This window comes from Streptomyces sp. R818 (assembly GCF_056172735.1).
Map to the genome: position 1 here is coordinate 98,029 of NZ_JAOCNE010000001.1, position 14,554 is coordinate 112,582.

14 protein-coding genes are annotated in these 14,554 nt (G+C 71.8%); 9 read left to right on the forward strand and 5 right to left on the reverse strand.

Features of this window, described 5'->3' with window-relative positions; translation table 11 throughout:
• Positions 1-38: 38 nt before the first annotated feature.
• Positions 39-1,589, reverse strand: a complete 1,551-nt coding sequence (locus N5I75_RS00385; RefSeq protein ID WP_476673058.1) for a gamma-aminobutyraldehyde dehydrogenase — start codon at positions 1,587-1,589, stop codon at positions 39-41.
• A gap of 217 nt (positions 1,590-1,806) precedes the next feature.
• Here N5I75_RS00385 and N5I75_RS00390 point away from each other — a divergent pair, with 217 nt between their 5' ends.
• The gene (locus N5I75_RS00390; RefSeq protein WP_476673060.1) at positions 1,807-2,355 is read left to right on the forward strand and encodes an NADAR family protein; all 549 of its coding nucleotides are present in this window, start codon (positions 1,807-1,809) and stop codon (positions 2,353-2,355) included.
• A gap of 18 nt (positions 2,356-2,373) precedes the next feature.
• Here N5I75_RS00390 and N5I75_RS00395 read toward each other — a convergent pair whose 3' ends face one another.
• Positions 2,374-2,859, reverse strand: a complete 486-nt coding sequence (locus N5I75_RS00395) for a DUF4190 domain-containing protein (protein WP_476673062.1) — start codon at positions 2,857-2,859, stop codon at positions 2,374-2,376.
• A 498-nt stretch (positions 2,860-3,357) separates the two neighbouring features.
• Between N5I75_RS00395 and N5I75_RS00400 the strand changes: the two genes are divergently transcribed.
• The 3 genes from N5I75_RS00400 (at position 3,358) to N5I75_RS00410 (ending at position 6,493) form a co-directional block, all read left to right on the forward strand.
• Positions 3,358-4,422: an adenosine deaminase gene (locus N5I75_RS00400; RefSeq protein WP_476673820.1), complete on the forward strand. Its 1,065-nt coding sequence runs from the start codon at positions 3,358-3,360 to the stop codon at positions 4,420-4,422.
• Positions 4,423-4,450: 28 nt separating this feature from the next.
• Positions 4,451-5,131 carry a glycerophosphodiester phosphodiesterase gene (locus N5I75_RS00405; RefSeq protein ID WP_476673064.1) on the forward strand — a complete coding sequence of 227 codons (681 nt, stop codon included), beginning with the start codon at positions 4,451-4,453 and terminating at the stop codon, positions 5,129-5,131.
• Between the two features lie 162 nt (positions 5,132-5,293).
• Positions 5,294-6,493 carry a serine hydrolase domain-containing protein gene (locus tag N5I75_RS00410; RefSeq protein ID WP_476673066.1) on the forward strand — a complete coding sequence of 400 codons (1,200 nt, stop codon included), beginning with the start codon at positions 5,294-5,296 and terminating at the stop codon, positions 6,491-6,493.
• Positions 6,494-6,515: 22 nt separating this feature from the next.
• Here N5I75_RS00410 and N5I75_RS00415 read toward each other — a convergent pair whose 3' ends face one another.
• The 3 genes from N5I75_RS00415 to N5I75_RS00425 all read right to left on the reverse strand — a co-directional run bounded on the left by N5I75_RS00415 (position 6,516) and on the right by N5I75_RS00425 (position 9,751).
• Positions 6,516-7,718, reverse strand: a complete 1,203-nt coding sequence (locus N5I75_RS00415; RefSeq protein WP_476673068.1) for a polyamine ABC transporter substrate-binding protein — start codon at positions 7,716-7,718, stop codon at positions 6,516-6,518.
• Between the two features lie 93 nt (positions 7,719-7,811).
• Positions 7,812-8,315, reverse strand: a complete 504-nt coding sequence (locus N5I75_RS00420) for a DUF1990 family protein (RefSeq protein WP_476673070.1) — start codon at positions 8,313-8,315, stop codon at positions 7,812-7,814.
• Positions 8,312-9,751, reverse strand: coding sequence for a gamma-aminobutyraldehyde dehydrogenase (locus tag N5I75_RS00425; protein WP_476673072.1), 1,440 nt, complete (start codon positions 9,749-9,751; stop codon positions 8,312-8,314). The genes N5I75_RS00420 and N5I75_RS00425 overlap by 4 nt, the downstream gene beginning before the upstream one ends.
• 206 nt (positions 9,752-9,957) lie before the next feature.
• Here N5I75_RS00425 and N5I75_RS00430 point away from each other — a divergent pair, with 206 nt between their 5' ends.
• The 5 genes from N5I75_RS00430 (at position 9,958) to N5I75_RS00450 (ending at position 14,512) form a co-directional block, all read left to right on the forward strand.
• A complete protein-coding gene (locus tag N5I75_RS00430) occupies positions 9,958-10,473 on the forward strand; it encodes an Lrp/AsnC family transcriptional regulator (RefSeq protein WP_476673074.1) in 516 nt (171 codons plus the stop codon).
• Positions 10,458-11,837 carry an aspartate aminotransferase family protein gene (locus N5I75_RS00435; protein ID WP_476673076.1) on the forward strand — a complete coding sequence of 460 codons (1,380 nt, stop codon included), beginning with the start codon at positions 10,458-10,460 and terminating at the stop codon, positions 11,835-11,837. The genes N5I75_RS00430 and N5I75_RS00435 overlap by 16 nt, the downstream gene beginning before the upstream one ends.
• A 232-nt stretch (positions 11,838-12,069) precedes the next feature.
• Positions 12,070-12,810: an ABC transporter ATP-binding protein gene (locus N5I75_RS00440; RefSeq protein ID WP_476673078.1), complete on the forward strand. Its 741-nt coding sequence runs from the start codon at positions 12,070-12,072 to the stop codon at positions 12,808-12,810.
• Entirely contained in the window at positions 12,792-14,018 is a 1,227-nt protein-coding gene (locus N5I75_RS00445) for a hypothetical protein (protein WP_476673080.1), read from the forward strand. Before N5I75_RS00440 ends, N5I75_RS00445 begins: the two co-directional genes overlap by 19 nt.
• A gap of 86 nt (positions 14,019-14,104) precedes the next feature.
• Positions 14,105-14,512, forward strand: coding sequence for a VOC family protein (locus N5I75_RS00450; RefSeq protein WP_476673082.1), 408 nt, complete (start codon positions 14,105-14,107; stop codon positions 14,510-14,512).
• The last annotated feature ends 42 nt before the right edge of the window (positions 14,513-14,554 follow it).

The window sequence follows — 14,554 nt, forward strand, 5'->3', positions numbered from 1 at the left end:
GAGGTGCGGCGGCCGCTGGTCGGGCGGCCTGTCACTGGCTAGCGGTCCCCGAAGATCGTGCGGTGCCAGTCCTTCCTGGCGGTCGCGGTGTTGTCGAACATGACGTGCTTGATCTGGGTGTACTCCTCGAAGGAGTACGCGGACATGTCCTTGCCGAAGCCGGACGCCTTGTAGCCGCCGTGCGGCATCTCGCTGAGGATCGGGATGTGGTCGTTGATCCAGACGCAGCCCGCCTTGATGGCGCGGGTGGCGTGGTTCGCGCGGAAGACGTCGCGGGTCCAGGCGGAGGCGGCGAGCCCGTACGGGGTGTCGTTGGCGAGCCGGATGCCCTCCTCGTCGCTGTCGAAGGGCAGCACGACCAGGACGGGCCCGAAGATCTCGGACTGCACGGCCTCACTGTCCTGCGCGGCGTCGGCGATGAGGGTCGGCTCGTAGTAGGCGCCACGGGCGAGGTCGCCCTGCGGGGCCCTGCCGCCGGTGACCACGCGCGCGTAGCCGCGCGCACGGTCGACGAAACCGGCGACGCGGTCGCGCTGCGCGTGCGAGATGAGCGGCCCGAGATCGGTCCCGTCGGCGAACGGATCGCCGAGGCGGACCGTCGCCATCAGGTCGGCGACCCCGCTCACGAAGGCGTCGTAGAGCGGGCGTTGCACGTACGCGCGCGTGGCGGCGGTGCAGTCCTGCCCGGTGTTGATGAGGGCGCCCGCGACGGCGCCGTGCACGGCGGCCTCCAGGTCGGCGTCGTCGAACACGACGAACGGCGCCTTGCCGCCCAGCTCCAGGTGGAGCCGCTTGACGGTGGCGGTGGCGATCTCGGCGACGCGCTTGCCGACGCCCGTGGAGCCGGTGAAGGAGGTCATGGCGACGTCCGGGTGCCCGACCAGGTGCTCACCGGCGTCGCGGCCCGCGCCCGTGACGACGTTGACGACGCCGTCGGGGATGCCCGCCTCGGTCGCCGCCTGCGCGAACAGCAGCGAGGTGAACGGGGTCAGCTCGGCGGGCTTGAGGACGATCGTGTTCCCGGCGGCGATGGCGGGCAGCACCTTCCAGGCGGCCATCTGCAGCGGGTAGTTCCAGGGGGCGATGGACCCGACGACACCGATCGGCTCACGGCGTACGTACGAGGTGTGGTCGCCGCTGTACTCGCCCGCCGACTGCCCTTGCAGATGCCGGGCCGCGCCCGCGAAGAAGGCGGTGTTGTCGACCGTGCCCGGGACGTCGAACTCCCGGCTCAGCTTGAGCGGCTTGCCGCACTGCAGCGACTCCAGGACCGCCAACTCCTCGGCGCGCTCGGCGAGCACCCCGGCGAACCGGTGCAGCGCGTCGGACCGCTCGCCCGGCGTCGCGCCGGACCACTCGGGGAAGGCGGCGCGGGCGGCGCCGACGGCGGCGTCCACGTCGGCCGGGCCCGCGAGTTCGTACGTGTACACGTCCTCGCCCGTGGCGGGGTCCACGACGGCGTGGGTGCGGCCGGATCCGCCCTTGACCAGGCGTCCGGCGACGAAGTCGGCTCCGTCCGCGAATCGTTCCCGGGCGGTGGCGGCGACCGACGCGGCCGTCGGGGGGCGGGCCGGGGTGGGGTTGTGCATGAGTGCTCGCTCTCGCTCTTCGCCGCCGGTGTCCCGTCCCGCGGGCACCGGCGTGGCTCCAGCTCGATTTGAGTGCCGATCCTGGCAGAGCACTTGTACTCCAACAAGTGATTCCGTTGTTGCCTTTTGGTTACGCGACGGAATCTGTCGACCAGGTGTCGAGTCTCCCTGGAAAAGGCAGGACGGAGTGTCAGTGGTGCGTGCCAGACTCGCGTGCATGGAGATCGACAGCAGGGAATCGCTGGTGGCGGCGGTGAGCGCGGGCGCACGGGTGAAGTACCTGCACTTCTGGGGCCACACGGCACGGGAGGACGGGACTCTTGGACCGAGCTGCCTGAGCCAGTGGTGGCCGTCGCCGTTCGCCGTGGGCGGGGTGGAGTACGCGACGGCGGAGCACTGGATGATGGCGGCGAAGGCGCGGCTCTTCGGCGACGCGGAGGCGGAGCGGCGCGTGCTCGCGGCTGGGCACCCCTCCCAGGCCAAGAAGGAAGGCCGCCTGGTCCAGGGGTTCGACGACACGGTGTGGCGGCGGGAGCGCTACGGGATCGTGGTCGAGGGCAGCGTCCACAAGTTCGGGTCCGACCCGGCCCTGCGGGAGTACTTGCTGCGCACGGGCGAGCGCGTCCTGGTGGAGGCGAGTCCGGTGGACCGGATCTGGGGCATCGGCCTCGCGGCGGACGACGCGGACGCGGAGAACCCGCAGGGGTGGAGAGGGCCGAACCTGCTGGGGTTCGCGCTGATGGAGGCGCGGGCCCGCCTGCGCTGAGGCGGCGGGCCCGGCGGGTCACCTGTTGCTGAGCACGAACACCAGGGTGAAGAACCCGATCCCGACGGCGAGGCCGAACGAGCCGCAGATGATCCCGGTCAGCGCCTGGCCGGGGTTGGTCGCCTCGCCGCGCTTGGCCTTGCCCCGGCCGATGATGCCGAAGACGATGCCGAGAATGCCGAGGATCGGCGAGATGAACCAGGCCAGACACATCACGGCGGAGACGATGCCGGTCACCATGGCGGTGACGCCGATCCCGTTGCTCGGCTGCATCGGCATCCCGCCCGGATACCCGTACTGCGGCACTCCGTACGGGGCGGGCTGCTGCACCGGGTAGCCGTACTGCGGCCCGCCCTGGTAGCCGCCGTAGGCCGGCATGCCGGGACCGGCGGGCGAGACGGGCGGCGGCGGCACGGAACCGCTGCCGCTCGGGGGAGCCGCATAGGGGGAGGCGGGCGGCTGCGGGGCGTACGGGTTGTGCGCCGCGTGCGGCTGCTGCGGCACCTGCGGAGGCTGGGGGGCCTGCGGAGGCTGGGGCGCCTGCGCGGAGTACGGCGACCGGGGCGGCTGAGGCGCTTGCGGAGGCTGCGGTGCCTGCGGTGCCTGCGGGGGCTTGGCCATCTGATGCGCCGGCATCGCGGTCACCGTCTGGCTCTCATGGATGCCACGGGGGTCCGGGCTCGCGGCACCCGCCGGACTCCCGGGGGCCTGCGGACGTGCGCGGTCCCGGGACCCGTCCGGCTGTCCTGCCGCCGCGTCCTGCGGCGCCGCCCAGGGAGTGTCGCCCTGCGGTGTGGTTTCGCCTCCCATGTGAAGCGCCCCCTTCGTCGTGTCGGTCCCGACATGCTACGGGGCGGCCGGGCCACGGTCCCGGGCGCCCGGAAGCGGGCCGCCCGTCGCCCTCGGCGCACGGCCTCACCCCGTCCTCGGCGCACGGCCTCACCCCGCGCCCGCCCACCGGCGGAGCCGCCCGCATACGATGCCGGTGACCCCGATCAGCCGATCACCCACGTTCCTGGGGAGGAACCGTTGAGCCAGAGCCTGCAGACCTTCATCGCCGGGCTGCCGAAAGCCGAACTGCACGTGCACCACGTGGGCTCGGCGTCCCCCAGGATCGTCTCGACGCTGGCCGCCCGGCACCCCGACTCGGCCGTGCCGACGGACCCCGAGGCGCTCGTGGACTTCTTCACGTTCCGGGACTTCGCGCACTTCATCAAGGTGTACCTGTCCGTGGTCGACCTCATCCGGACCCCGGAGGACGTACGGCTCCTCACCTTCGAGGTGGCCCGCGACATGGCCCGGCAGAACGTGCGCTACGCCGAGCTGACCATCACCCCCTTCTCCTCCACCCGGCGCGGCATCGACGCCCGCGGCTTCATGGACGCCATCGAGGATGCCCGCAAGGCCGCCGAGTCCGAGTTCGGCACCGTCCTGCGCTGGTGCTTCGACATCCCCGGCGAGGCGGGCCTGGAGTCGGCCGAGGAGACGGCGCGGCTGGCCACGGACGACGCGCTGCGCCCGGAGGGCCTGGTCTCGTTCGGCCTCGGCGGCCCCGAGATCGGCGTGCCCCGGCCGCAGTTCAAGCCGTACTTCGACCGCGCGATCGCCGCCGGCCTGCACTCCGTACCGCACGCGGGCGAGACGACGGGCCCCGAGACCGTCTGGGACGCCCTGACCTACCTCGGCGCCGAGCGCATCGGGCACGGCACCTCCAGCGCCCAGGACCCGAAGCTCCTCGCACACCTGGCCGAGCGCGGCATCCCCCTGGAGGTTTGCCCGACCTCGAACATCGCGACCCGCGCGGTCGCCACCCTCGACGAGCACCCGCTGCGGCGCTTCGTCGACGCGGGCGTCACCGTCACCATCAACTCCGACGACCCGCCGATGTTCTCCACGGACCTCAACAACGAGTACGCCGTCGCCGCCCGCCTCCTCGACCTCGACGAGCGCGGCCTCGCCGACCTCGCGAAGAACGCGGTCCGCGCCTCCTTCCTCGACGAGCCCGGCAAGGCCCGGATCGCCGCGGAGATCGACACGTACACGGCCGCCTGGCTGGCCGACGCGTAAGCGAGGGTTCCGCCCCACAATGGGGGCCATGCGCACCGTCACCGCCGTGGCCCACCGGGGCGACCCCTACCGCGTCCGCGAGAACACCCTCCCCTCCCTGCGTTCGGCGCTCGCCCTGGGCGCGGACGCGGTGGAGGTCGACGTCCGCCTGACCCGCGACGGCACCCCCGTCCTCCTCCACGACGCGACGCTCGAACGCCTGTGGCGCCACGACCGCCCGCTCTCCGCGCTCTCCGCCGACGAGGTGCGCGGCCTCACGGCGGGCGGCGTGCCCACCCTCGTCGACGCCCTCGAACAGGCGTCGGCGGCGCGCCTGATGATCGACCTGCCCGGTGCCGACGCGGAGACGGTCCGCACGGTCGTCTCCACGGTGCGCGACGCGGGCGCCGAGGAGCGTGTCCAGTACTGCGCGGGCGCCCGCACCATGCTCCTCGTACGCGCCGCGGATCCGGCCGCCGAGATCGCCCTGACCTGGACGTCCCTGGCCCCGCCGCGCCGCGCCCTGCTCGACGCGGTCCGCCCGCGCTGGCTCAACTACCGCTTCCCGCTGGTCACCCGCGACCTCGCGGCCCGCGTCCACCGCGACGGCTGCCTGGTCTCCGCCTGGACGCCGGACACCCGCAGGGCGATGCGACGGCTCATCGACGCGGGTGCCGACTCGATCACGACCAACCGCGTCGACCTGCTGACGGCGCTCAGGGAGGAGTGAGCACGGGCCCCCTAGGGCCCGTCCGGCGGCAGCCCCTAGGGCGCCGCCCGGGCGACTACCAGGGTCGGCGCTCCTCCCCCACGACGATCTCCGGACCACGACGGCCGCACAGGATGGTGCACACCGGCCCGCCCGGCCCAACCACTGTCCTGGGAGCATCAGTTGAAGCTGCAGCGTCACACCATGCGCGCCCTCGCCGTCACAACCGTCCTCGCTCTCGGAGCCGTCGCCGCCCCGCTGGCCTCGGCCGCCCCGCACCCGGCCGCACACACCTCCGCATACACCTCCGCGCACGCCTCCGCCCGCTCTCCGCACTCCGCCCCCGACGCCGCGGCCCTGCGGGAATCCATCAGCGGTCTGCCCAACGCCGACGCCACCGCGGCCCTGGTCCGCGTCGGCGGCACGGGCGGCTCCTGGCGCGGCGTCGCGGGCGTCCGCGATCTGCGGACGGGCGCGAAGGCGCTGGAGAACGCGCGGTTCCGGGCCGGTTCGACCACGAAGGTGGTGACGGCGGCCACGGTCCTGCGCCTCGCCGCCGACGGCGAGGTCGACCTGAACGCCCCCGTCCAGCGCTACCTCCCCGACCTGTTCGCCCCGAACGCCGCCGCCTTCCCCGACCCCATCTCCGTACGCCAACTGCTCAACCACACCAGCGGGTTGAAGCCGGGAACGAGCTGGGGCAAGAACTTCGAGGAGGAGTACCCGCACCGTTTCGACACCCTGACCCCGCGCCAGGTGGTCGCCGGTTCGGTCGCCGCGGGCCCGGCGCACGCCCCGGGCGAGGTCCAGGAGTACCTCGGCATCAACTACACCCTGCTCGGCCTCCTCGTGGAGAAGGTCACGGGCCGCTCGTACGCGGCCGAGGCCGAACGGCTCGTCCTGCGCCCGGCCGGAATGCGGCACACGTACTTCCCCGGCACGGACACCCGCATCCGCGGCCCGCACCACCACGGCTACCAGCTCCGCGAGGACGGCACGCTGCTCGACGTGACCGAATGGAACCAGTACGACCGGTTCGCGGGCGGCGACATGATCTCCACGACGGCCGACCTGGAGCGCCTGATCACGGCATTGTTCCGGGGCCGGATCGTCCCGCGGCCCCAGCTGGAGGAGATGTTCACCGTGCCGTCGGACATCGAGGGCGCGACGATGAGCGCGGGCCTGCAGCGCTATGTGACGGAGGACGGCAAGGTCGTCTGGGTGAAGACGGGCAGCCGCTACGGCTACAGCTCGGTGGTCGGCGCCACCCGCGACCTCTCCCGCACCCTCGTCTACTCGGTCAACTCCACCGACGCTAAGGGCGCGGACATGAACCCCGTCGCCCAGCGCATCGTGTACGCGGCGCTCAGGAACCTGGACTGACAACGTGTCCCTGGACCGAGCGCTACAGCCCCACGATCGCGTTCCACCGCTTGGCGAACTCCGTCCGCTCCGACGGCCCGATGTCCCGGGCGATGGCGAGCCGGGACCGCATCGCGTCGTCGGGGAAGATCAGCGGGTCCTCGGCGAGTTCGGCGGTCTCCCGGTCCTTGGCGGCGGCGAGGACGTCCCTGGCCGCCGGGACCGGGCACACGTAGTTGACCCACGCCGCGAGCTCGGCGGCGACCTCGGGCGCGTAGTAGTGGTCGATGAGCCGCTCGGCGTTGGCCTTGTGGTCGGCGAGGTTGGGGATCATCAGGGATTCGGCCCACAGCTCGGCGCCTTCCTCGGGGACGACGAACGCGATGTCCGGGTCGTCGGCCTGGAGCTGGATGACGTCGCCGCTGTACGCCTGACAGGCGAGGACGTCGCCGCTGGACAGGTCCTTGATGTAGTCGTTGCCGGTGAAGCGGCGGATGTGCCGGGACTCGACGAGCTTCTCGACCTGGTCGCAGACGCGGTGGAAGTCGTCGGTGGTCCACTTGGTGATGTCGACCCCGTTGCCCTGCATGAGCAGCGCGAAGGACTCGTCGAGCCCGGAGAGCAGGGTGACGCGCCCCTTGAGGTCGTCCGCCCACAGGTCGCCGACGTGCCGGATCTCCCGCCCGAGGCGCCGCTTGTTGTACGCGATCCCGGTGATCCCGGACTGCCAGGGCACGGTGAACTTGCGCCCGGGGTCGAAGGCGGGCGAACGCAGCAGCGGGTCGAGGTACTCGGTGACGTTCGGCTGCCGCGCGCGGTCCATCTCCTGCACCCAGCCGAGCCGCACGAACCGTGAGCACATCCAGTCGGAGATGACGATGAGATCGCGCCCGGTCCGCTGGTGGTTCATCAGCGACGGGCTGATCTTCCCGAAGAACTCGTCGTTGTCGTTGATCTCCTCGGTGTACGTCACCTGGAGACCGGTCCGCTTCTCGAAGGCGTCCAGGGTCGGCCGCCGGGAGGGGTCCTCGTCATCGACGTCGATGTAGAGCGGCCAGTTGGCCCAGGTCAGCCGCTTCTCGGCGGACGAGAGGTCCCGGCCTGCGCGGTCCCCGGGCTCGACGTAGGCGGCGGGCACCCCGCACCCCGTGGCGAACGCGCCGACGGCCAGCGCCCCGGCACCACCGCCCAGGGCGCGCAGCAAGGACCGACGGGTGACCTGGGAGGAGAGGTGTTTGGCTCGCACGCAGGCAGAATGCCGCCGCGCCGGATGCCCCGCAATGGACGCTGCGTCGAGCGGCGGGGGCCCGGAGCGACACCCTGTCGACAGGGCGCCGCCTTACCGCTTGCCGTCCCCGGCGGCTCTGACGATCGCCCGCAAGTACCGCCGCGTGGCCCACCTCTGCACCATCCGCCCCACCGGCCCCGCCGCCCGCGTGTACCAGCGGCCGGGCCGGGAGAACGCGCGGATGCGGAACCACACGGATCCGTCCGGTTCCCGGACCACGAGGAACGCCTCCTCGCCGCGTTCGGGGTGGCCGGGCAGGGTTCCGTAGGCGAAGCCGGTACGCGTGCCGTCGCGGACGACCCCCACCACCCGGCAGGGGATCCGCAGCCACAGCAGGCGCATGACGATGTCCTGGCCCTCACGGGCGTCGTCGCCGGGCGAGACCGACATGCCCGCGCCGCGCTGCGCGCCCCACGACAGGACCGCCGCGCCCGCCCGCTCGAAGCATTCCTGCCCCGAGCCGAGCCGGACGCGGCGGTCCAGGTGGGCGTACCCCGGCGGGAGTTCGGCACCCTCCGCCAGGGTCGCGCCCACTTCCTCGTACGTGAGGTTCACGCGTCGAGGGACGTCATCACGTGCTTGATGCGCGTGTAGTCGTCGAAGCCGTACGCGGACAGGTCCTTGCCGTAGCCGGACTTCTTGAAGCCGCCGTGCGGCATCTCGGCGACGAGCGGGATGTGGGTGTTGATCCAGACGCAGCCGAAGTCGAGGACCTTGGACATGCGCATCGCGCGCGCGTGGTCCTTGGTCCACACCGAGGAGGCGAGGGCGTAGTCGACACCGTTGGCCCACTCGGTGGCCTGCGCCTCGTCCGTGAAGGACTGGACGGTGATGACGGGGCCGAAGACCTCGTTCTGGATGATCTCGTCGTCCTGCTTGAGGCCGGAGACGACGGTCGGGGCGTAGAAGAAGCCCTTCTCGCCGACGCGGTGGCCGCCCGCCTCGACCTTGGCGTGCGCGGGCAGCCGCTCGATGAACCCGGAGACCTGCTTGAGCTGGTTGGGGTTGTTGAGCGGGCCGTACAGCACGTCCTCGTCGTCCGGCATGCCGGTCTTCGTGTCGGCGGCGGCCTTGGCGAGCGCGGTGACGAACTCGTCGTGGATGGACTCCTGGACGAGCACGCGGGTGGCGGCCGTACAGTCCTGGCCTGCGTTGAAGTAGCCCGCCATCGCGATGTCCTCGACGGCCTTGGCGATGTCGGTGTCCTCGAAGACGACGACCGGCGCCTTGCCGCCCAGCTCCAGGTGGACCCGCTTGAGGTCCTTGGCGGCGGACTCGGCGACCTGCATGCCGGCGCGCACGGAGCCGGTGATGGAGGCCATCGCCGGGGTGTCGTGCTCGACCATGAGGCGGCCGGTGTCGCGGTCGCCGCAGACGACGTTGAAGACGCCCTTGGGGACGATCGAGCCGATGATCTCGGCCATCAGGACCGTGGAGGCGGGCGTCGTGTCGGACGGCTTGAGGACGACGGTGTTGCCCGCGGCGAGCGCCGGGGCGAACTTCCAGACGCCCATCATCATCGGGTAGTTCCACGGCGCGACCTGCGCGCAGACGCCGATCGGCTCGCGCCGGACGATGGAGGTGAGGCCCTCCATGTACTCGCCGGCCGCGCGGCCCTCCAGCATCCGGGCCGCGCCGGCGAAGAACCGGATCTGGTCGACCATGGGCGGGATCTCCTCGGACCGCGTGAGCCCGATCGGCTTGCCCGTGTTCTCGACCTCGGCCGCGATCAGCTCCTCGGCCCGCTCCTCGAACGCGTCGGCGATCTTGAGCAGGGCCTTCTGGCGCTCGGCCGGCGTCAGGTCGCGCCAGGCCGGGAACGCGGCGGCGGCGGCCGCCATCGCGGCGTCGACGTCGGACTGCCCGGACAGCGGCGCGGTCGCGTACGCCTCGCCGGTGGCCGGGTTGACCACCTCGGTGGTCCGGCCGTCGCCGGCGTCCCGGAACTCCCCGTCGATGTAGTTGCGCAGACGACGCAGCTCACTGGTCACTGACCGGCCTCCTTGCGGATGGAAAGGACGTGGATAGCACGTGGATGGTCCCTTTTGACGCCTGTCCACTGCTTGAGACACCCACCCTATGCGGAACGCCGACGCTTTCGACACCCCCCACCGCCCCCCACCTACGAAATCCGTGACGACGGACGCCTTGAACAACGGATTACATCGATCCGGGCTTGCGGAACTGTCGAGTCCTCGTGCAGAGTGAGGTCGTGGCCAGTCGCAGCGCAGACCCCAAGGGACCCCGTTCGAGGAGTGGCGGCAATCCGCCTCTCGACGCCGTCTCCCTCGCGATCATCGAGCAGCTCCAGGAGGACGGCAGGCGTCCGTACGCCGCCATCGGCAAGGCCGTCGGCCTCTCCGAGGCGGCCGTGCGCCAGCGCGTGCAGAAGCTGCTCGACCAGGGCGTGATGCAGATCGTCGCCGTCACCGACCCGCTCACCGTGGGCTTCCGGCGCCAGGCGATGGTCGGCATCCACGCGGAGGGCGACCTCGACCCCGTGGCGGACGCGCTGACGGCCATGCCGGAGTGCGAGTACGTGGTGATGACCGCGGGCTCGTTCGACCTGATGGTGGAGGTCGTCTGCGAGGACGACGACCACCTCCTTGAGGTCATCAACCAACGCATCCGGGCCCTGCCCGGCGTGCGCTCCACCGAGAGCTTCGTCTACCTCAAGCTCAAGAAGCAGACCTATATGTGGGGAACCCGATAGCCGTGAGCAAGGACCTCAGCCGAACCGCGTACGACCACCTGTGGATGCACTTCACCCGCATGTCGTCGTACGAGAACGCGCCCGTTCCCACCATCGTGCGTGGCGAGGGCACCTACATCTGGGACGACCAGGGCAAGAAGTACCTCGACGGACTCGCCGGACTCTTCGTGGTGCAGGCCGGTCACGGCCGCCGCGAGCTGGCCGAGGTCGCCGCGAAGCAAGCCTCCGAGCTGGCCTTCTTCCCCATCTGGTCGTACGCCCACCCCAAGGCGGTGGAGCTGGCCGAGCGCCTGGCCCACCACGCGCCGGGCGACCTCAACAAGGTCTTCTTCACCACCGGCGGCGGCGAGGCCGTCGAGACCGCGTGGAAGCTGGCGAAGCAGTACCACAAGCTGACCGGCAACCACACGAAGTACAAGGTCATCTCCCGTGCGGTCGCCTACCACGGCACTCCGCAGGGCGCCCTGTCCATTACCGGCCTGCCGGCCCTGAAGGCCCCGTTCGAGCCGCTCGTGCCCGGCGCGCACAAGGTGCCGAACACCAACATCTACCGCGCCCCGATCCACGGCGACGACCCCGAGGCCTTCGGCCGCTGGGCCGCCGACCAGATCGAGCAGGAGATCCTCTTCGAGGGCCCGGAGACGGTCGCGGCCGTCTTCCTGGAGCCGGTGCAGAACGCGGGCGGCTGCTTCCCGCCCCCGCCCGGCTACTTCCAGCGCGTGCGCGAGATCTGCGACCAGTACGGCGTGCTGCTCGTCTCGGACGAGGTCATCTGCGCCTTCGGCCGCCTCGGCACGATGTTCGCCTGCGACAAGTTCGGCTACGTCCCCGACATCATCACCTGCGCCAAGGGCATGACCTCGGGCTACTCCCCGATAGGCGCCGCGATCGTCTCGGACCGCATCGCCGAGCCGTTCTACAAGGGCGACAACACCTTCCTGCACGGCTACACCTTCGGCGGCCACCCGGTCTCCGCGGCCGTCGGCCTCGCCAACCTCGACCTGTTCGAGCGCGAGGGCCTCAACCAGCACGTGCTCGACAACGAGGCGAACTTCCTGACGACGCTCCAGAAGCTGCACGACCTGCCGATCGTCGGCGACGTCCGCGGCAACGGCTTCTTCTACGGCATCGAGCTGGTGAAGGACAAGGCCACCAAGGAGACGTTCACGGACGAGGAGTCCGAGCGCGTCCTGTACGGCTTCGTCACCAAGAAGCTCTTCGAGTACGGCCTGTACTGCCGCGCCGACGACCGTGGCGACCCGGTCATCCAGCTCTCGCCGCCGCTGATCTCCGACCAGTCGACGTTCGACGAGATCGAGTCCATCGTCCGCCAGGTGCTCACGGAGGCCTGGACGAAGATCTGAGCCCTCCGGGAGCCAATGCGTGGCTCCGGGAGCCAGTGCGTGAGCGGCCCGGCCGCGCCCATCCGAGTGAGATGGGCGCGGCCGGGCCGCGTCTTTTCCATACATATCGTCCGGAATACCTAGCGTGCCTGTAACCGATCGGCCCCGCCTTCGTTCCCCCGTACGGGGGACGGGACGTACGGGGGACGGGATCCCCTTCCCGGCACAACTGATCCGAACCGAGGTGTACGCCATGGTGGCCCCGCCGGACAACGACGTGCTCTGGGCACGCACGCTGCACGTCTCGCACAACGGCACCCCCGCGCTCACGGGCGTCTCCATCGAGGTCCGCGAGGGCGAGACCCTGGCCGTGAGCGGCCCCCGCGGTGCGGGCAAAACGACACTGCTGCGCTGCCTCTCGGGCCAGCTCCTGCCGCAGCAGGGCGAAGTGTGGTTCAACAGCACCCCGGTGCACACCATGGGCACGCTGGTGCGCGAGCGGCTGCGGCGCGACCGGTTCGGCTGGATCGACCCCGAGCCCGCCCTGGTCCCCGAGCTGAACGCCTGGGAGAACACCGCCCTGCCGCTGATGCTGCGCGGCACGGGCCGCCGCGCCGCGAAGAACGCCGCCCAGGAGTGGCTGGAGCGGCTCGACGTCGGGCACCTCGCGCGCAAGCGGCCCGGCGCCCTGCGGATGGCCGAGCGCCAGCGCGTGGCCATCGCGCGCGCCCTCGTGCACGCCCCGGACGTGGTCTTCGCCGACGAGCCGACCGCGACCCTGCACCGCGCCGACCGGGCCCACGTCCTGCGCACCCTGACGGCGGCGGCCCGCTCGCACGGCATCACCGTCGTCCTCGCCACGCACGACCCGGACGTCAGCGCGCACGCCGACCGCACGGTGCCGCTGCTCGACGGGCGCCGCGTCACCACCGTGCAGCTGCCCACCGCGGCCGCCGGTCCCGAAGGGCTCGCCGAGTGCTCGCTCTCCGTCTAGTACGCGGCGGCCGGCCGCTGGTCCAGCTCCGCAGACTCCTGGTGGCCGCCGCCTCCGCGGGCACCGGCTTCCTGCTGCTCTGCACGCTCGGCTACGCCCTCGGCCACCCCGGGGCCGCGACCGGCGCCGCGGCCCGCCTCCTGTGGTGCGCCGTGCCGCTCGCCGCCACCGTGTACTTCGCGGTCGCCGTCGCCCGCTCCGACCCGGGCACGCAGCCGCGCTCCGGACTCTCCGCCGTCGGCCTCGGCCCGGCCCGCCTCACCCTCCTCGCCGCGATCTCCACGGCGATCGCCTGCACGCTCGGCTCGCTCCTCGCGCTGCTGTTCTTCCTGCACCTGCGCGGCGACCTGTCGGGGCTGCCGTTCGACGGCGCGGCGCGCGGCCTGCTCGCCGCCGACCGGCCCCTGCCGCTGCCCGCCACGCTCACGCTGCTCACGTTCGTGCCCCTCCTCGCGTCCGGCGCGAGCGCGATCGTGCTCCGCCCGCGCAGGTCCGCGGCGCCTGCGAAGGGCGGCGGCCGGTACGGCGGAGCACCCAGGGCCGCGGAGCCGTCCGCGGGCGAACCCGAGGAACTCTTCGCCGAACCGGTGCCCGCGCCGTCCGGCCTGCCGTGGGGCGTCGCGCTGCTCGCCGCCGGGCTCGCCGTGGAGACGTACGCCGCGCGCGCGGGCGCGGGCGACGGCCTGCGGATGCCGGGCGGCCTCGGCGGCAGCCCCAGCGCGGTCCTCGCCGGCTGGGCACTGACCGCGCTCGGCCTGGCGCTCGCCGGGCCCGGACTCACCTACCTGACCGGATGGGCGCTGCAGGCCGTGCGCCCCGGCGCGGTGCGGCTGCTCGCCGGGCGCGTGCTCCAGGAGGAGGCGCGGCGCATCGGCCGCCCGATCGGCGTCGTCTGCGCCGTGGCGTCGGGCGCGTACGCGGCGAACGTCCTCTACGGGCACGCCCCCGAGTCGGCCCCCGGGCTCGGCCCGCTGACCGCCCTCGGCGCGGTACTGGTCATCGGCTGCACCCTCGCCACCCTGCTGACCGCGGCCGCCGAGGCGCGTCAGGCGCGCAGGCACACGACCGCCGCGCTGCTGCGCCTGGGCGCCCCCGCGGTGTCCCTGCGCGCCGTCGCGGCGCTGCGCGCGGGCGCTCTGCTGCTCGTCTTCACGCCACTGACCTGGGCCGTCGCGGAGCTTTCGGCGATTCCCCTGATTTCCCGATGACTTGGCGATGACTTTTGCCGCCGGGGTCCGTCTAATCCTGCGTACGCGCAAGACCTCACCGACACAGAGAAGGCGACGGGCCTCCCATGTACCAGCAGATGATCTTCGTGAACCTGGCCGTGAACGACCTGGATGCCTCCAAGAAGTTCTTCACCGCGCTGGGCTACACCATCAACAAGCAGTTCACGGACGAGACCGCCTCCGCCGTGGAGATCAGCGACACCATCGTGCTGATGCTGATGACCAAGGAGAAGTACGCGGGCTTCACCAAGAAGACGATCATCGACTCGACGACCGGCAGCGAGGTGCTGCTCTGTCTCAGCGCGGAGAGCCGGGACAAGGTCGACGAGCTGGTCGAGAAGGCCGTCGCGGCGGGCGGCACCGAGTCCGGCGAGAAGCAGGACCACGGATTCATGTACGGGCGCGCCTTCGACGACCTGGACGGCCACACCTTCGAGGTCGCCTGGATGGACCCGTCGGTCATCGAGAGCTGAGCAACCACCGGGGCCCGGGGGCCGGTTGCGGCGGTGCTTAGC

Bases quoted from the DNA above. Each gene is read 5' to 3' on its own strand.
- N5I75_RS00385 (WP_476673058.1), bottom strand. From the start codon at position 1,589: ATGCACAACCCCACCCCGGCCCGCCCCCCGACGGCCGCGTCGGTCGCC.
- N5I75_RS00390 (WP_476673060.1), top strand. From the start codon at position 1,807: ATGGAGATCGACAGCAGGGAATCGCTGGTGGCGGCGGTGAGCGCGGGC.
- N5I75_RS00405 (WP_476673064.1), top strand. From the start codon at position 4,451: ATGCGCACCGTCACCGCCGTGGCCCACCGGGGCGACCCCTACCGCGTC.
- N5I75_RS00440 (WP_476673078.1), top strand. From the start codon at position 12,070: ATGGTGGCCCCGCCGGACAACGACGTGCTCTGGGCACGCACGCTGCAC.
- N5I75_RS00450 (WP_476673082.1), top strand. From the start codon at position 14,105: ATGTACCAGCAGATGATCTTCGTGAACCTGGCCGTGAACGACCTGGAT.